Below are 15931 nucleotides of genomic sequence, written 5' to 3' on the forward strand. Positions count from 1 at the left end.
TCCAGTCCAGGTAAGCGATGCCAATTTATGTTTGCCTGACGAACGATCTACCGACGCGATTAGTGGCGACGAGATGTGCGTTGAGTCGTAGACACACTCAATCGGATAACGGGGGGCATCACCGGGCGGGGAGAGTAAAGTTGTCCATTTCAAATTCGGCCACAAGCCCCGCTCCGTGTGAATGCCATGGTTATCGGCGATCGTTGAGGAAACGGCGAGCGGATGCCACCGGCCATCATACTACCGACAACATAGATTACCGAGAACGAATGTAGACTTCAGGTTCACGTAGTGTGATGTTCCAAACGGAAGCCACCTGGTCATCAATGTACACCAACCGTAATTCTGGAGCGTAATCGGAATCCGGCTCGTTGAGCAAGAGAGTACCCGCGGGTGAAATGCGCCAGAACACACCAGACATTCGGAGTTCCATCTGGCTTTTGTCCCCGGCCTTAATTCCAAGATGAGGCAGATCCTCTTCCGGTGGCCCGCCAATACTTGCAGTTGCTGTAGTGTCACTAAAACCAAAGTCAGCGATCCGTGATTGGGAGACTAGCGAGTAGTGCCAGCCAATAATCTGGGGTTCGGTCCACGGGATCGACGGTGAGGCCGCGGTTGCGACAGGTGCTGAGGCGGCAATGCGAGAGCGTTTCCAAGCACGATAAATCTGTTGAGACGTTTGCGACGACGCGAACACGCCTATTCCCGCAAAGGCGAACATGCAAAGGATTGCGGTTCGTTTACGACTCACTTTTCAATCCGATAACGGTTGCGATATGCGGGCGGCGGCGAATGACTCACCCATTGCGGAAACGGCGCCCCCCGCCGCTCCGTCATCATCGCATGGTTACGAGTCGTTTAGTGTAGCGTAGTGCCGATTGGCTCGCCGACGCACGCGGACCGCAACGAGTGCTGCATGCGGGTCACCGATTTGTCAGTCGTCGGACAATGCCTCGCAGGGCAGGCGGTGGTTGGTGCCCCGCAGGGCAGACGTTGGTTGATGCCCCGCAGGGCAGCCGTTGGTCGTCACAGTTCAGGCGTGGGACGATGCCCCGCAGGGCACGCTTGGCATGTCATCCACTCCGGTCTTCAGCACGACTTCATCTCGTAACGGTAGCCGTCAGCGGGCGGCGAAGGAAAAACTATGAGCAAATCGAAAGACGTTGACGCCGCTCCGTTGCACGGCATTGTTATTTGCGTTGCTCGCGATCGTGGTGTCAGAGCGTACGCGTCGAGTATAGCACGGAAATAGGCAAGCGCGATCATTCGCCGGCTACGTATTCGATGGCACCTGTTTCGTCATTGAGCAGCAGCATGAAGTGGTTGCCGACCATTTGCGTGACGCCATCGTACAGGAAACTCCACAATCGCTCACCATCAAGGGAATCGCATCCAAGCCTTGGTATTCCATGACGCGACAGGTCGATTTGGTTGGCCGCGCAGTACTCGGTTGCGGCGAGCACGGCCTCGTCTGGTGACATCGTCCAGCTTTCGGGGACAATATCGACGAGGTCATATTGCGGAATCGTACGCTGGGCAGGCGAGCAGCCGAATGACAGCAGGATAGCGATCAGAAAAACGACCGCAATGTGTTCACGCATGATTTTGAATCAAATAACGTTACCGATCAGCCGGCGGCGACGGTTGATCTTCCGTTTCAAAACGCCCGATTTCGCCGCTCGGTTGCATCGGATGGTTCCCCGCAGTCGTGAAGGCCGCCGTCAACATCATCAGTGAGGACGCACAACCGCTGAGACAATCTCTGATTCAGGTGTGCCGCCATCGAATCCGACCCGAGGCCCAGCAGTAGGGTACAGCACGAGTACGGGTATTGAAGTGAATCCCTGTTCTTTTAGCTCGCGAAAGTTCTCAATGCTGGAATTCGTCAAGTCGGCTTCCATCGTAACGAATCCGGCATCAGCAAGCGATTGATGAATCGCGGGAGTCGCTAATCCGCCTTTCGGATCCGCGGACAGAGTCCATCTGGCATAGAAAAGGACCGCCGATGATTTTCCCTCTGATTTGTTTTCCGCGACCGCGGCGGTCGTGTACGGAATCCATTCGATGGATTTTGGTTCGCGTGAAGTCGTGACGAACACTGCGGCCAGTACGACCGTTACAGCACCACCGGTGACGAATGCTCTCTTCGTGTTCAATGCGATTTGCCACTTTGGTCGATGTTGGGCTGCACCATTCAGTCAATTTCAGTCGGGGAACGGCAGCCATCACCGGGCACGGAGAGATGACTTTCCATTTGTAAAACCTCGCAAGCCGTGCTCCGTGTGCATGGCATTGTTCTGCTCTGCAGCTATGGATGTGCTCTCAGCATTGTAACGAAGTTGGCGAAAGACTTTGCAACGGGCACGAGAAATGAGTCATACCGAACGTCCTCTACGATTCCGTCCTCCCATTCGTTTGCGGCGTCGGCCGCTTTGAGGGACTCGCAAAGAACAATCGTGTAAGGATCGCTGGAAGTATCGAAACACAAAGAGTCATTGACGGGGAAATCGTAATTCTGCCATCGGAGACTGACAGGCTCCCCGCGATCAGATAGGGCTGCGAAAGGCAGAATTCGTTCGCCGCCACCGAAGAGATCAAGGGCGGTGGAATTAATGATCTCTGGAAGCGATCGCTCGGTAAGACGCTGGTCGAGCTGGTTGTAGACAATCCCAGGTTGTAGTGGTCCCACAAGCTCAGTGTGCTCGTCTGCGTAGCCCACAAACCATCCTATTCGATGCACACGACCATCACTTGCTGAGAAGTATGGTTTCGTTGGCGTTTTGCCCGCGATTCTCGGCAGCAGGTGCAAGAAGTCTGGATCGAAGTTGTGGGAAATATTGTAACAACCGTCGGGGGTTTGAAACGCATCAGCAACGCGCTGATCGAAGATCAACTCTGAATCAGGCGTGCACTCGATGTGTATGTCAATCATTTGGTTGCAGAACGATTGCGATAACCGGGTGGCCGCGGTTGATCTTCCATTTGTAAGCGCGCTGTCGGCCACTCCGCGTTCATCGCTTAGTTATCTGGCTATTCGGGCGTAATGCCGTCGTGCCCGTAGTCGCGTTCCACTTCCAATAGTGCGATGGCACGAACATCTTCGGCAAGATCATAAAACCTGCGTGTTGCATCATCAAAGGCCCCATCTGGAAGCGCGTCCAAGCAATCCCATCTCTCCGTTCGATCCGAGTTGAACCCGCCAACCGAATCAAACTGATGAATGGCATCTAACAGGATCGCATGCGCTCCGTCGGCACCGAGTGATTGAAGGGCCGACAACGCGAGCAGTGCCGAATCACCAGTGGAGTTATAAAAGTATTGGTCAAACGCACCATTCATGACTTCAACATACAACCACCAAACGTACAAGTAATCCTTCTCTGATGGTCGCAGGTTGTCGAACCCCAGCGCTTCCCAGCGCGAGCGTAAGAAGTCGCAGACTTTGTCCAATCGCTCGGTCGTAGCGACGTATTCCCTGCCATCGGGTGAGTCCAGCCATTTTTGCCTTCCTTGCTGTTCTTGTTCGGCTTCGACTGTTCTCCGCCGCATTGTTTCCAATGCAGAGCGGGCGTCCACAAGGGTCCAGTTGCGCGGCTCCCACAAGTGGGACGATCGCGGAACGTTGTTGGCGGATATTTCGTACGGAATCTGCAATCGATCGAGTTCTTCGAGCAGTTCAATAAGGCGAATGAGGACGGCTTCGCGGTCACAGCCTAGGGGGATTTCGAACGGATTGCGTTCACGCATCCGCTGTAGCGCAGTACCCATTACCACGGTGCTGTCAAATCGCTTCACAGCACGAAAAGCCTTTGCGGCCAGCTTTTGAGCGTCGATCGTCAGTTCTAGGCTGTGCTCACTCATGCCAGATAACGTCCGTGATCACCGAGTCGCCGGAGTGATCGTTGCTTCAATTTCCGCACCGTCGGCGACTTCGGTGCAGTACGCCCAGCATGGGCGTGATCTTGTGGGGTGCAAGTCCCCTGTACTTAGTTCCGGTTTCTTTCGAGGAGTCAGTATACCAAATGAAATTCTAACGAAAGAACAGTACGAGGCGAGGGCAACTGCGGGGAGGTGACGATCCGTGGGAAGGCAGCCTGCGAATGTGACCGTAAATCTGGCTAGCCGCCGAGAACAGCTTCGATCGGGCAATAACCGAATCGGACGAGCTTCAAAGCTAAAACCGTCGTCAGACACATTCACGCCAAGACCCGCCAGGCTACGAACAGAAACCCGATAGGAGGCCGACGTCTACAGGTGAGCAGGCTGCTGACTGCGAAACCGAACCGGAAGAGTGAGCGCAGGTAGATCGGGAGCTTGGGCGGGGACAGATCACGAAAACCCTTATCTGGGGAGAACTCCAGGCGTACCCGTGAGTAGGGCTTGCCCGAAAGGCGGGGCGGAATGCGGTAACGCATGACGTGCCTGGAGAATGCAGCAGAAGTTGTAGTACCGATCCGCCAATTCCAATGGCGACGGGAAGAACCGAACGTCAACAGTCAAGGAACGAACCACCGATGACCTCAGAGAATCCGAACGCAGAGCAACTCGTCTTCGACTTTGTCGTAGTGGATGACGCTGCGCCAAACATCCCGACGGATGATTCGGCTCTGGCGGCCATCGAGAAGTCAGCCTTGGGCGATGATGCTCACAATCTGATGGAAGCAATTGTCGATGAAGTCAACATGGAAATGGCTTGGGCAAGAGTGAAGGCCAACCGTGGAGCCCCTGGGCCCGACGGAATAACGGTCGACGACTTTCCCGAGTGGTTTGCGCCGCGTTGGCAAAACATTCGTCGACAACTACTCGATGGCACCTATCGTCCGGACCCTGTCCGGCGGGTGGCCATCCTCAAGCCCGATGGCGGCACGAGAGAGCTCGGAATTCCAAACTTGCTCGAACGCGTCATCCAAACCGCCATTGTGTTAGTCCTCACGCCGATCTTCGATCCGGGATTCTCTGAATCAAGTTTCGGTTATCGACCTTATCGCTCGGCGCAAGATGCAGCCAAGCAGGTGCAGAAGATCATTCGCAGCGGTCGACGCCGATGCGTCGATATGGATCTGTCGAAATTCTTTGACCGAGTCCAGCACGACGTGTTAATGGCACGCGTGAGCCGCAAGGTTCACGACAAGCGACTGCTCAAACTGATCGGACGATACCTGCGAGCCGGAGTGATGATCGATGGGTTATGTCAACCTAGCGAAGAAGGAACGATGCAAGGAGGTCCGTTGTCACCACTCCTTTCCAACATCTATTTGGATGATCTGGACAAGGAACTGGAGCGGCGTGGATTGCCTTTCGTGCGGTATGCGGACGACTTCGTGATCTTCACCAAGTCGGATGTTGCTGCGCATCGTGTTTACGCGAGCGTTGAGCGATTTCTGACGCTGACGTTGAAACTGCAAGTCAATCACGACAAGAGCAGCGTCTGTAAGACGCAAGAGCTTGAGTACGTGGGCTACGAATTCCGTGGCTTTGGCGGACAGTTTCGCGTGAGTCGAAAGAAGCTCGACGCATTCAAACGGCGCGTCTCGGAGATCTTTCGTAGAAACCGAGGTGTGTCGATGAAGAAGCGTTTCGCGGAGTTCCGTTCTTATGCAATTGGTTGGCTTGGGTATTTTCAGTTAGATCAAGTCAAGACAACTTTCAGTACGCTCGACAAGTGGCTTCGGCGACGGGTTCGGGCATGCTACTGGAAGCAGTGGAAGAAGTCGAACACTCGGCTTCGCAACCTGATATCCTTGGGCTTGTCGTACCGGGACGCCCGTCCGTTCGCGTTTAGCGGCAAAGGCCCGTGGCGTCTATCCAAGACGTCGGGAGTCCAGCGTGCGTTATCGAACGAGCACCTGAAAAGTGAAGGCTTACTGAGTCTATTAGAGCGTTGGCAACAGCTTGCATCCTCGCGGCGAATCGCCTAGTGCGGACCCGCATGCTAGGTGATGTGGGAGGGGCCCCGGAGCAATCCGGGCCCCTATCCCGATTCACATTGTTATCCAGACGTCTCAGTTAAAATACGGTGTAAACATTTTTATTCGTCGACTTGGAAACCATACGAAATCAAATCGTCTAACGCCAATTTAAATTCTTGGTCATCAGCTAAGTGTTTTATTAGTAATTGAAGACGCCTCAGCTCTTGCTGAAGTTCATAAATTCGTTCGCAGGTTTTTCGGGTTTCTTCGAGTTGCTCACTCGAAATATCTTCTTTCGTCCAAAGTTCGGGATCTCCGCTTCCGTGCATACCTCTGTATGCGGAAGTTCGGATCATGTAAGAGCGGACCATCTTGTTGTCAGCTAGAAAGTTATCAAGTGCCGAAAGCCTGCGATCCAATCGCTGCTGAATTTGATGGCAACGCTCCCTCACGGCAGCCTTTATCTCGGCACCAGTTTTTGCAAAGACGATCGTTGGTTCGGATCTCATCGAAATTCTCTATGGCGGAAGTGTTAATTGGCGAAACATCGCGTTGCGAAATGCAAGCACTGCGAGTTTGGATGTCCATTGAGTCTGGATAACGTTTAGCGTAACCGGGCGGCGGCGGTTGACGTTGACTTCAAATTCCGCGTGGTCCGCCGCTCCGGTTCACGCAATTGTTCTGCCTCTTTTTCGCGGCGTGTTGAATTTCAAGTCTTCTGTCGTTGTCTCCAGATGTGTTTCTGACCGCGTCCATCAAAGCGTCATGCATTTCCTATTTCGCGAGGGTTCCATCGCCACACAATTTCGCCGTCATGGCGAAGAATGGGACAGAGAATCGGGAGCCTTTTTCCATTGTCCGTGATGAGCAACCAATCGTCAGTTTCGATGTAGTCGTTGAACGCTTCGAGTTCCTTGTTAATCGCATCGAGTTCAGCGGACACATCCTGTTCGTGTTCGATATCAACCAACCGAATACTGTCCCGATTCAATTCAATGAAACGCGCCAGTCGTTTTTGTTCTTCAGTCGTGGGACGTTCGAGTGATTCATTGTAAGTGATCGTGCCCCAGAGGTTTGGGAAATCGGCATCATCCTCAGTGACGTCGCCAATCTTCATGTCGCGAAACTGTAATTCATATCGCATGAGCAACTTTGAGGCAGAACGGCGGACATCACCGAGGACGCGCGAAAGACTCAACCATTGCCAAACCGCTCGGCTCGCGTCCTTCGGTGCATGTCATTGTTCTGTCGTTCTTTGTGTCATTCCAGGACGTTCGTGTGCGCCTGGTAACGCCGCAAGCACAATCTTACCAGCAATCCATTCGATCAACAAAATGGGGAGTAGCGTGACGATGCTGGCGGGAAGCAACACCAGCCCGTTCCACCCTGCGGATACGGCGAAGACGACAAGAAGAACAAGAATCAGGATTACGTTTGAGCGAACGCTGTCGCGTCCCACGTTGCAATAGTGGATCCACAATCCAGTTGGAAACCACGCAACGAGCAACGCGGTCGGATATGCGAGTGGTCCCACGTAAGCGAAAGCGTCGCGCAGCAATCCGGCGATTACGATGCCGGCGATAATCAGCACAAACGCAATCATTGCGTCCACAACCCATCGCATTGGCTGTTCTGGGGCGATGCGCGAGGGCGTCGGCGCAAAGATCATTTCCCGTAGACGCTCAATAAGCATTCGGTCTTCAGTCGCGTCCGTCGTCGGTTCGTACGGATTGAGTTTCTTCATCGACAGAACGTTACCCGTCACCGAGGACGGGCGGTTGAGATTCCATTCGAGTAGACGTGCAAGCCGTCCTTCGGTGCACGGGATTGTTACCCGCCGTCATTGCTTGGTGTCGGCTTCGATTGTGAGGCGATCGCATTGATGACTTGATCCGCCGAAACCATCCCGTCCAACACGACGGGCGTGCCCGAAATACCGCCAGAGTATACGGCAATCGTCGGCGTCGTGTTACGACCAATCCGGCGCAGAAAACCAAGCACTTCCGGGGACGACGAGGTTAGATCCGCATAGAAGAGAGTGAAAGATCTTTCCCGTATTACGCGTTTCAGTTTCTGATCTTCAAACGAATGCTGTTTCACCACAAGGCTGTTCACGTCCCAACCAGCACCGACGAAGACAATCACTGGTGTATCGTGGTCGAAAGGTGCCGCGAATGATTGAGTTGAGTACGCCACCCACTGGATCGGCCTTTGGTCGAACCAACGGCGAAAGCCGAGGAACGCAATCGCGAACAACGCGACAAGCAAAAGCAATGAGGATAGCTTGAACCTGGAGAAAGATCTGACCAGCTTTGGCACGACACTTGGATTAAAGGTGACACTCAAAAACGACTGGATCTCAATCGGGTAACGATGTAATTATCCCCGGTTGGTCCGAAGATAAGGACGCGAGAGGGGTGTTATCGCCGGGTGCGCCTCCGGCGTCTTCGGTGACACGCGGGGTGTTATCGCCGGTTGCATAGGGAACTTATCTCCGGGTTGCCGGACTTATCGCCGGGGGTCCGAAAGGCCAGTATGTGGGCTCTCCAAGAGTGGGTCAAGCAAATTTGAGAAATATTTTCAGGTGCTGGGTTGACCTTCTCCAGGGTGGTGCGAAGAATCGCCCCGTAGTGCGGCGACCTTGCGAGAAGGACGGCACAGCCGATGTTGCCAGAACGTCCTACGCATTGAGATGGGTCGCGGGAGAGGGACGTGGTTGTCGTTGACGGCCGCGGGTCACCTGAACGGAATCGATTGTGTACGACCGGTTGGGCGAGTTCACCGTGCCGAATCGGGTAACAGCGTCGGGCAAATCGATGACACAAACGGGTCACGCCGAGGGGACTTGGGACGAGGGGACTTGGCGACAAAGCCAAGACAAGTGGTCGAAGATCTGGTTCGAGAAAATGTGCCGTTTCCACGGCCGTAAGCCGCAACCGACCTGGGAATTCACTCCGGACGATGTGATTGCGTTTCTGAGAGATCACTTGCGGCGGAAGACCCCCGCTTGGAAACGACTCAAGATCATCGAGTCGTTGATGTTCTACCGTCGCCACGTCCAGGCCGGTTCGCTGGATGACTTCAAATTCATCCACACCAAGCTGGAAGCGCTGGCCAGAGCTGAAAAAATCAAGCAGATGTGTGAGGGTGAAGAGGAGGAGATTGAAGACGTAGTCGGTCATATTGATCCGAAGGAGCCGGACGTCATCCAGAATCTACGCCGAGCCATTCGATTGCGTCACGACAAGCTGGAGACCGAGCGGGCCTACGTCCAAAACGTTCGGGCATTCATGTTCGAGCGAGGACTTAAGTGCCAAGCCGACTTTGACAAGATTGGTGCGGCCGATATCGAGGCTCATCTAACCGACATGGCGGTGGATGGAAATGTCGCCGCGTCCACCCAGAACCGAGCGTTTTATGCACTGCTGTACCTGTTTGAACACGTGCTCAAGCGAAAGATGGGCGAGGTCAATTCGATCCGTGCGAGTAAGGGAAAACAGATTCCGACCGTGCTGAGCGAGTTAGAGATTGAAGCCATTTTCTCGCAGCTGAGAGGAGTTCATCTGGTGATCGCGAAGTTGCTTTACGGCAGCGGGATGAGGATCAGCGAGGCGTTGCGTCTTCGCATGAAGGACTTGGATTTCGACCGCAGGGTGATCGAAGTGCACCATTCCAAGGGAGGCAAGAGCCGTATGGTTCCGATGCCCGAGAGCGTGGTCGCGGATCTCAAATTCTGGATGGAATCACGCCGGGTGTTGCATGAGCACGATTTAGAACAGGGAACCGCGTCGGTGTGTTTGCCCAAGGCGCTCGAACGAAAATATCCTGCGGCCGCGCGCGAACTGAAATGGCAGTTCCTCTTCGCGTCTCATCGGCTGTCGCGTGATCCTCGGACACGTGTGCTGCGGCGTCATCATTTGCACAAAGACACCTTTCCCGCCCAGCTGCGCACGGCAGTACAAAAGGCGGGTATCGATAAGCATGTCAGTGCCCATGTTTTTAGGCATAGCTTTGCGACCCATCTGCTTCAGTCGGGAACGGACATCTGTACGATCCAGGAGTTGCTCGGTCATGCGGACATCAAGACGACACGAATCTACTTGCACACGCTCAACCGGGCCGATGTCAAATTGGTTAGCCCGCTGGATCGTTTGGCTTCCATGAGTCCAGCAGCAGACGGTCCAGCAGCCGACCAAGCGGTGTCAGTGCAATCGGCAACTGGCGACTCAACAACCGCCAGTACCCCGACAAAGGAATTGCCCAATGAGCAAGCGACGCCAAAACAGGCGGTACCGAAACAAACGGCACCTCAGCAATCAAGTCACCAGCAGGCCGTGATCGTCAAGACCGCTCAGACGACTCGCGAGCCGATGGCATTGGCGAACGAGCTTGCAAGAAACCACCAGGAATTGCCGAAGCGGTCAGGCATAGACGACGGACATCTTGCGGCACAGAGAGATGATCGCGCCGGACCATCCGACTTGAAACAGTCTGCGCCGCCTCTGCTAGCGAGGGCGAATTGGTGGAAACTCGTGGCGAGTTGGCGAGTGCGTCGTGCCTCCGCTGTCGTGGGCTACGTTCTCTCGCTCGTCGGAATCCCATCTTCTCTAAGCTAGCTCGCTTCTCTAGCGTCGATGTGAGGTGCGGTGCCTTGAGGAAACTTGTCGTCTACGTGTTTTGCCCTGCCGTCGCACGATCGGCCGCATCAAGCATCCATGAGTCGTCTGGAGGCTCGGTGCTGCCGAGACACTGGACCTTGCGAGTCGCAATTGCGATGGCGAACAGTAAATACACCGCTCGCAATCCCTTTTGCGATCCGCGCGATCGATGCCTCTGTTTCTCTGTTTGACATTACCCAGCGTTACTCTATTTCTCCTCCGCAAATCGAGCCGACTGCTACCCCCTCAAGTGAGAATCGCTCAAAAACCCAGCAATTTGCGGGGTGAATCCTTTCCGTATCCGGACCGTCTGGGAGAGTCGGACGACTCTTAACCCGAACGGGCAGAGAAACGAAGAAACAGAGAAAACGGCCCCAAGACGCCGAAATGTTCCCGATCCCATAACCCAGGGTAATGACCAGCCCCAAGAAACGAAGAACGCGGCGGGCGGTTGGGCAACGCGAAAACACCGCGATTTACTGGGTAAAAACGAAGAAAGGCCGACATGCTGTACATGCCGACCTTTCGTTCACTTGTGGGTCTGGAACGAGTTGGATCGTCCAGAGAAGTTGCGGGAGCCAGATTTGAACCAACGACTGCAATGTTATCTCTGTAGTCAGAAATTCATGCTCATGCGCCAGAGACAACGTCAAAAATGATGGCTGGATGATGAATCGCCTTCGCTGTTAACAGAGAGTCACACTGTCTTTCGAGAACGACAATTCGCTCCCGTTTAACACTCCGCTGTTAACCCGCCCAGCAGAATTCTTCGAACGTCTGGATCGAAAAAGGCATTGACCGAACCGGACGGATTTGCTGTAATCCCTTGCACGTAATTGGTTTAGAACATTTGGCAAACCGAGACTCTTTCCGGAGACGGTCGGGATCGGGGAGCCTTCGTGGACAGTAGCGAAATGCTGCTGCCCACCTTAAACGTCAAAGGCCGATGCACACGCATCGGCCTTTTTGCGTTTATTCCCGTGTTTTCGGCACTTCCTTGCCACAACTGGTTCGCCGCGTTCGCTCTTGTCCGGTCGGGTTACCTAACCGGAAAGCAGCTTTCCGCCTCGCCACCCCGAACCCAACAACGAAATCTCTCAGACTCTCTCAGTTAACATGCTCGCCCTAGTTAACAGAAATGGGCGAGCGAGAGTATCGATGGCAAAGGCGACCAGAGAGTTCGAGACTGCTGCTGTTTGAGACCGATTTCGGACGGATTCTGGAGAGTGCCAGTGCGAGATCGCCGCGATGAGTGGGGTCGTCCCTGCACGGCTCTGCCAGGAGATCCGTCAGCGAGCGAATCAAACTCGACCATTCTCAGAGAGTGAGACGCTGGACGACGCCTGTCCCTTCGATTTCAAGACCGAGGTCTTCAATCCCGCCAGCATGCTCTCGAGTGGTAAAACCCTATATCACTCGAGTAACGATCTCCCGAGTGATATAACCCAAATCGCTTGACTCACCCAGTGATATAAGATCGAATTTGCTTATATCACCCGACTGACCCGGGGTTAAAAAGATAGTTATCCGAGAAAGATGTGATTGAGCTTTTCACGCAGCACGGGCGGTTCATTTCCCCGTACCAAATCTACGCTCGTTGCGGAAATCAACACAGCGTTTTTGATATGCCTTCATTGCCCGGGCTCAAATACAAACGATGCAAGCCACCTAGAACGCGACACTGCGCTATCGCATGCAAGGTTTACGATTGGTTAATGCTTGGTGATGACGTTTCGTACGCACTCTGGCATTCCAAGAAGACTCGCCCAGCGATTGCTACCCTGGCTGATCGCTTCGATGTTTTCGCCTTTTCCGTTGGGGATTGCGACCTATCCTTTGATTTCGTTCTGTACCGAAGCGGCGCATGTGTACGACATCTCCAGGTCGACAGTCCCAATTACAATGACCGAATCATTTCCAAGAACTCCGGGGAAAAATTGCCATGCGAAGTAGAACTGGATGAAATAGATGATGAAGGCGCGTATCTTGGTGGGCTCGCTGAATGCCTTGGGATACGGCGCCCCAGCGTGTCCGACGATGCGCAAATGTTTTGCCCGCGGTGGCGACTAGATTGCGGATAACCAAGCCATTCACACGGAGCACGGCTTGCGCGTTTTCACAAATGGATACATCACTCTCCGTGCCCGGTGATGGCCGCCGTTACCCGAATTAAATTCAAATGCTCAAATCGTTGCTCCGAATTCTGCTCGGGACTCAGGCCCTCAACGGTATACGGTGTTCTTTCTGTTCCGTACACCACCTCGACTGCAGTCTACTCGTTGAGGCGCCACACGACGTATTTATTTGCGCAGGCTGTGTCGAATCTGCTGTAAAATCAGACCCTCAAATGGTTGCGCCGCACGACGTAAACAAAACGAACCCGTATTCGCCGCTTCCCCGCGCTACCTGCTCTTTTTGCGAGAAGTTACCACCAAACGGAATACACCTGGCCTCGAACGAATGCGATGCGACAATATGCAGAGACTGTCTTGTCATATGCGCCCGTGTAATCGCGGAACACGAGGAATGACACGGGGTTGCATGTCCGCTTCAATATACTGCTCGGTCGTGCTAGCGTTAAGCTTTCTGACTCAAACTCACCGAGTTCACGGGGGAACCAACGGATGCACTCCGAGTCCTCGAGTGCCTCTTGGGCAATGGTTGCTCAACCGCTAGGACCGGGTGATCCTCGACGCTCCCCCAAGTAATTAGATGACGACGTATGACCGCTTCGTAATCGACGACGGCGTATCGATTTGCCTATCTGACCTGGAATACGGATTGCGTGCGACCGATGATTCCTATCGGCTTAATGGCGATGCGATCCTACGCGGTGACCACGATTGCGCAATTCTAGTGGACGTGTCGCACCGCGGATCAGACATCTTCGATGGCGATATTGATCTACTGATCGGTTTTGCCGAGAACCGACGCGATAGTCATGCCATCATCTCGCGCCTCAAGAAAGCGACGTGCATGGTGACGATGCAACTGGTGAGCAATTCCGATGAATCGGCGATGGAACACGTTTTTGCATTCCTGCGCAAAGCTCACACTGGATTAACGGTCTACGAAAGCGGTATATTTGATCTCCCCGAGCCGCCGCCAAAATGGATCGATACAATTCGGCAAGTGGTTCGACGACTGTCTCCACACAAATACGAAGATCGGGGGGAACCATGACATTTACGTGCGGACGGCTTGCGGCGTTTGCTTAATGGATCATCAACTTTCCGTCCCCCGTGACATCGCCAACGTTATCCGGCTGAACTAGAATATGCAAACAATCACAAGTTTTTAGAGCACTGGTGCTACTACCGGCTTTCGTCGCATTGCCAGCCTGTTCTGATCAGCAAGGCAGTGAGCATCAGCAAACCGGAAATGACACGGAGCCACAAATTGTCTATGGAGCCTCGTACATACCTGAAACATCTCTCTGACTTTGGAGGGTTCGATTGGTTCGTCTTGTTTTGTGATGCAGATTTTGACGAAGTCGCGGCAGCGTACGAGAGCGTCGCAAAGCTCTCGCTGGAAGACGGAAGGTGGATTGAACCATCCGCCTCCCTTTTTGATCCTTCCGGAACGGTTGTTGAACTCGCTGATTCCCCCTGGTCAGCGATTTTTCATTCGGTCGGACGCGATCTGCCACTCGACGTCGGCAAGTTCATGGCTGAACTAAATAGTCGCGTTGTCACATACGAAGCGAATGACACTGCGGGCGTCGTTGAACTCAAGCTTCATCTGCCAGACGGAACCACAACGCGGTATATGGATGCTTCTGATGTGGATGCTGAGAACGAGTTGAATGACGACATTGGAATGCCGCCGGTGTCCGGATACAAGTCGATTGCCTCTCACTCAGAATTCTTCCGAGAAATGGTGATTCCTGAGGTCAACTTGTATTGCGATGGCCAGGGGGGCTTTGTCGTTCCTCGCGAGCAGCGTAGTTCGGTCGGTCGCGTCCGCTTTTCGAAGACTATACCCGGCGGATAACCGTGGCGGCGCCGTAACGATGGGGAGTTTGATCAGCCTTCGAAGCTTACGATTGCTTGCTATCGAGCTACTGCTCGGGTGAGGCAAACAATTCAATCGCATCGTCTTTGAACGTGAAGCCAATATCACGGCTATCGCTGTCGTAGTCGATTTGGAGCACAAACTCCTTCAGGAGCGATTGCCGCTCCGACGTGACCATGACTTTCCATTCATCGCTGAATCGCTCCTCCACGTCTGAATCGGTCGACCAACCAGAGAGTCTTGCTGCGACAAACTCTTCGATATCCCATGCTGGTAGTGAAACCTTGGGACATGGCGGACGTCCGCCGGCGTGGGACCGACATTGGTACCAGCGATATCGGATGTTGCCCCGGGTGCTAGTGTTCGTGTTCAACGCTCGGCCGCACTTTGCGCAATGCAGTAAACCACGCAGCGGAAAAAAATCCTCGTTCGAATCCCGTTTTTGCGGTGCCCTTCTCTGTCGAGCTTTTACTTGCTGGCGGACCCGCTCGAACTGTTCAGGCGTAACAATCGCCTCGTGGTTGCCTCTCTGCTTCGCATCGCCAGGCAGATAGCCAGCGTAAACGGGGTTGGAAAGGATTTGCAATAGCCGACGCGCGTTCCAGACAGTTTGGCCGCCCTCACGCCGGTTCGCCAAATCGGCAATCTCCGCCGGTGTTCTTCCGCGTTCGGCGAGCTTGAAGAAATCACACACCACGACCGAATCTTCTGGCACCGCAACGAGTCGGTTGAATATCCTGTCAATCGTGTATCCAAACGGAACGAGACCGGCAACTCGCTGTCCGCGAGACTTCAATGCGGCACGTGACTCCGCCATGCGTTCCCGTGTCAGCTGTTGTTGGAATTCGCTCGCCGCAGCGATAATGTTGGACGTAAAGCGACTTGATGCGGACTCGTTGAAGTTAGGATCGGTGACCACTGTCAACGCGACGCCGAAGCGGTCGAAGATATCCATCAACCTCGCGAAGTCAAAAAGCCGTCGAGTCAAGCGATCGATGCTGTAGACAATGACTCGATCGAATTGATCAAGCTCAACTCCGGCTAGTAGGCGTTGCATTTCTGCTCGAGCAAGCGATTCACTTGACTGGCCGGCGTCTTCAAACACGTCGACGACCTTCCAACTAAAATTGGCGGCGGTGTGCATGCAGATTTGTCGCTGCAGATCACATGAAGAAAATTCACGACCGTTGACTCGCGACTGACGTGCATAAATCGCACAACGGACAGGCTGTTCCAACATGAAACCGCTCCCTTCGGCACAAGGTCTGATGACAAACGCTTCATTGTAATTGATGCATCAGGCACGTCGATTGAAGCGTTCATGCAAACAGTCTCTGGTTAACACACTTT

16 protein-coding genes are annotated in these 15931 nt (G+C 53.9%); 5 read left to right on the forward strand and 11 right to left on the reverse strand.

Going from position 1 to position 15931, the window contains the following annotated elements; translation table 11 throughout:
- Nucleotides 1-256 precede the first annotated feature (256 nt).
- The 5 genes from SH528x_RS17055 to SH528x_RS17075 all read right to left on the reverse strand — a co-directional run bounded on the left by SH528x_RS17055 (nucleotide 257) and on the right by SH528x_RS17075 (nucleotide 3861).
- Nucleotides 257-751, reverse strand: coding sequence for a hypothetical protein (locus SH528x_RS17055; RefSeq protein WP_442511700.1), 495 nt, complete (start codon nucleotides 749-751; stop codon nucleotides 257-259).
- Between the two features lie 511 nt (nucleotides 752-1262).
- Nucleotides 1263-1601 carry a hypothetical protein gene (locus SH528x_RS17060; protein WP_442511701.1) on the reverse strand — a complete coding sequence of 113 codons (339 nt, stop codon included), beginning with the start codon at nucleotides 1599-1601 and terminating at the stop codon, nucleotides 1263-1265.
- Nucleotides 1602-1730: 129 nt separating this feature from the next.
- Complete coding sequence (locus SH528x_RS17065; protein WP_442511702.1) at nucleotides 1731-2156, reverse strand: thiol:disulfide interchange protein; 426 nt, start codon at nucleotides 2154-2156, stop codon at nucleotides 1731-1733.
- A 152-nt stretch (nucleotides 2157-2308) separates the two neighbouring features.
- Nucleotides 2309-2932, reverse strand: a complete 624-nt coding sequence (locus SH528x_RS17070) for a hypothetical protein (protein ID WP_442511703.1) — start codon at nucleotides 2930-2932, stop codon at nucleotides 2309-2311.
- Between the two features lie 98 nt (nucleotides 2933-3030).
- Complete coding sequence (locus SH528x_RS17075; protein ID WP_442511704.1) at nucleotides 3031-3861, reverse strand: DMP19 family protein; 831 nt, start codon at nucleotides 3859-3861, stop codon at nucleotides 3031-3033.
- Nucleotides 3862-4514: 653 nt separating this feature from the next.
- Between SH528x_RS17075 and ltrA the strand changes: the two genes are divergently transcribed.
- Nucleotides 4515-5918: a group II intron reverse transcriptase/maturase gene (ltrA, locus tag SH528x_RS17080; RefSeq protein WP_442510522.1), complete on the forward strand. Its 1404-nt coding sequence runs from the start codon at nucleotides 4515-4517 to the stop codon at nucleotides 5916-5918.
- A 110-nt stretch (nucleotides 5919-6028) separates the two neighbouring features.
- On the opposite strand, the gene SH528x_RS17085 is transcribed toward ltrA, so the two are convergent.
- From SH528x_RS17085 to SH528x_RS17100, 4 genes are all read right to left on the reverse strand, one after another.
- Entirely contained in the window at nucleotides 6029-6418 is a 390-nt protein-coding gene (locus SH528x_RS17085; protein WP_442511705.1) for a hypothetical protein, read from the reverse strand.
- Nucleotides 6419-6672: 254 nt separating this feature from the next.
- Nucleotides 6673-7053, reverse strand: coding sequence for a hypothetical protein (locus tag SH528x_RS17090; RefSeq protein ID WP_442511706.1), 381 nt, complete (start codon nucleotides 7051-7053; stop codon nucleotides 6673-6675).
- 93 nt (nucleotides 7054-7146) lie between these two features.
- The gene (locus SH528x_RS17095) at nucleotides 7147-7653 is read right to left on the reverse strand and encodes a hypothetical protein (RefSeq protein ID WP_442511707.1); all 507 of its coding nucleotides are present in this window, start codon (nucleotides 7651-7653) and stop codon (nucleotides 7147-7149) included.
- 86 nt (nucleotides 7654-7739) lie between these two features.
- Nucleotides 7740-8183 carry a hypothetical protein gene (locus SH528x_RS17100; protein ID WP_442511708.1) on the reverse strand — a complete coding sequence of 148 codons (444 nt, stop codon included), beginning with the start codon at nucleotides 8181-8183 and terminating at the stop codon, nucleotides 7740-7742.
- 482 nt (nucleotides 8184-8665) lie between these two features.
- Between SH528x_RS17100 and SH528x_RS17105 the strand changes: the two genes are divergently transcribed.
- Nucleotides 8666-10525 (forward strand): integron integrase, encoded by a 1860-nt coding sequence (locus tag SH528x_RS17105; protein ID WP_442511709.1) that lies wholly within the window; start codon nucleotides 8666-8668, stop codon nucleotides 10523-10525.
- Between the two features lie 52 nt (nucleotides 10526-10577).
- On the opposite strand, the gene SH528x_RS17110 is transcribed toward SH528x_RS17105, so the two are convergent.
- The gene (locus SH528x_RS17110; protein ID WP_442511710.1) at nucleotides 10578-10703 is read right to left on the reverse strand and encodes a hypothetical protein; all 126 of its coding nucleotides are present in this window, start codon (nucleotides 10701-10703) and stop codon (nucleotides 10578-10580) included.
- A 2043-nt stretch (nucleotides 10704-12746) separates the two neighbouring features.
- On the opposite strand from SH528x_RS17110, the gene SH528x_RS17115 reads away from it, so the two are divergent.
- The 3 genes from SH528x_RS17115 to SH528x_RS17125 all read left to right on the forward strand — a co-directional run bounded on the left by SH528x_RS17115 (nucleotide 12747) and on the right by SH528x_RS17125 (nucleotide 14560).
- A complete protein-coding gene (locus tag SH528x_RS17115) occupies nucleotides 12747-13097 on the forward strand; it encodes a ClpX C4-type zinc finger protein (RefSeq protein ID WP_442511711.1) in 351 nt (116 codons plus the stop codon).
- A 182-nt stretch (nucleotides 13098-13279) separates the two neighbouring features.
- Nucleotides 13280-13750 (forward strand): hypothetical protein, encoded by a 471-nt coding sequence (locus tag SH528x_RS17120; RefSeq protein ID WP_442511712.1) that lies wholly within the window; start codon nucleotides 13280-13282, stop codon nucleotides 13748-13750.
- A 222-nt stretch (nucleotides 13751-13972) separates the two neighbouring features.
- The gene (locus SH528x_RS17125) at nucleotides 13973-14560 is read left to right on the forward strand and encodes a hypothetical protein (RefSeq protein WP_442511713.1); all 588 of its coding nucleotides are present in this window, start codon (nucleotides 13973-13975) and stop codon (nucleotides 14558-14560) included.
- 67 nt (nucleotides 14561-14627) lie between these two features.
- On the opposite strand, the gene SH528x_RS17130 is transcribed toward SH528x_RS17125, so the two are convergent.
- Nucleotides 14628-15821 carry a recombinase family protein gene (locus SH528x_RS17130; protein WP_442511714.1) on the reverse strand — a complete coding sequence of 398 codons (1194 nt, stop codon included), beginning with the start codon at nucleotides 15819-15821 and terminating at the stop codon, nucleotides 14628-14630.
- Nucleotides 15822-15931 lie beyond the last annotated feature (110 nt).

This window comes from Novipirellula methanifontis (assembly GCF_052161655.1).
GTDB lineage: Bacteria > Planctomycetota > Planctomycetia > Pirellulales > Pirellulaceae > Novipirellula.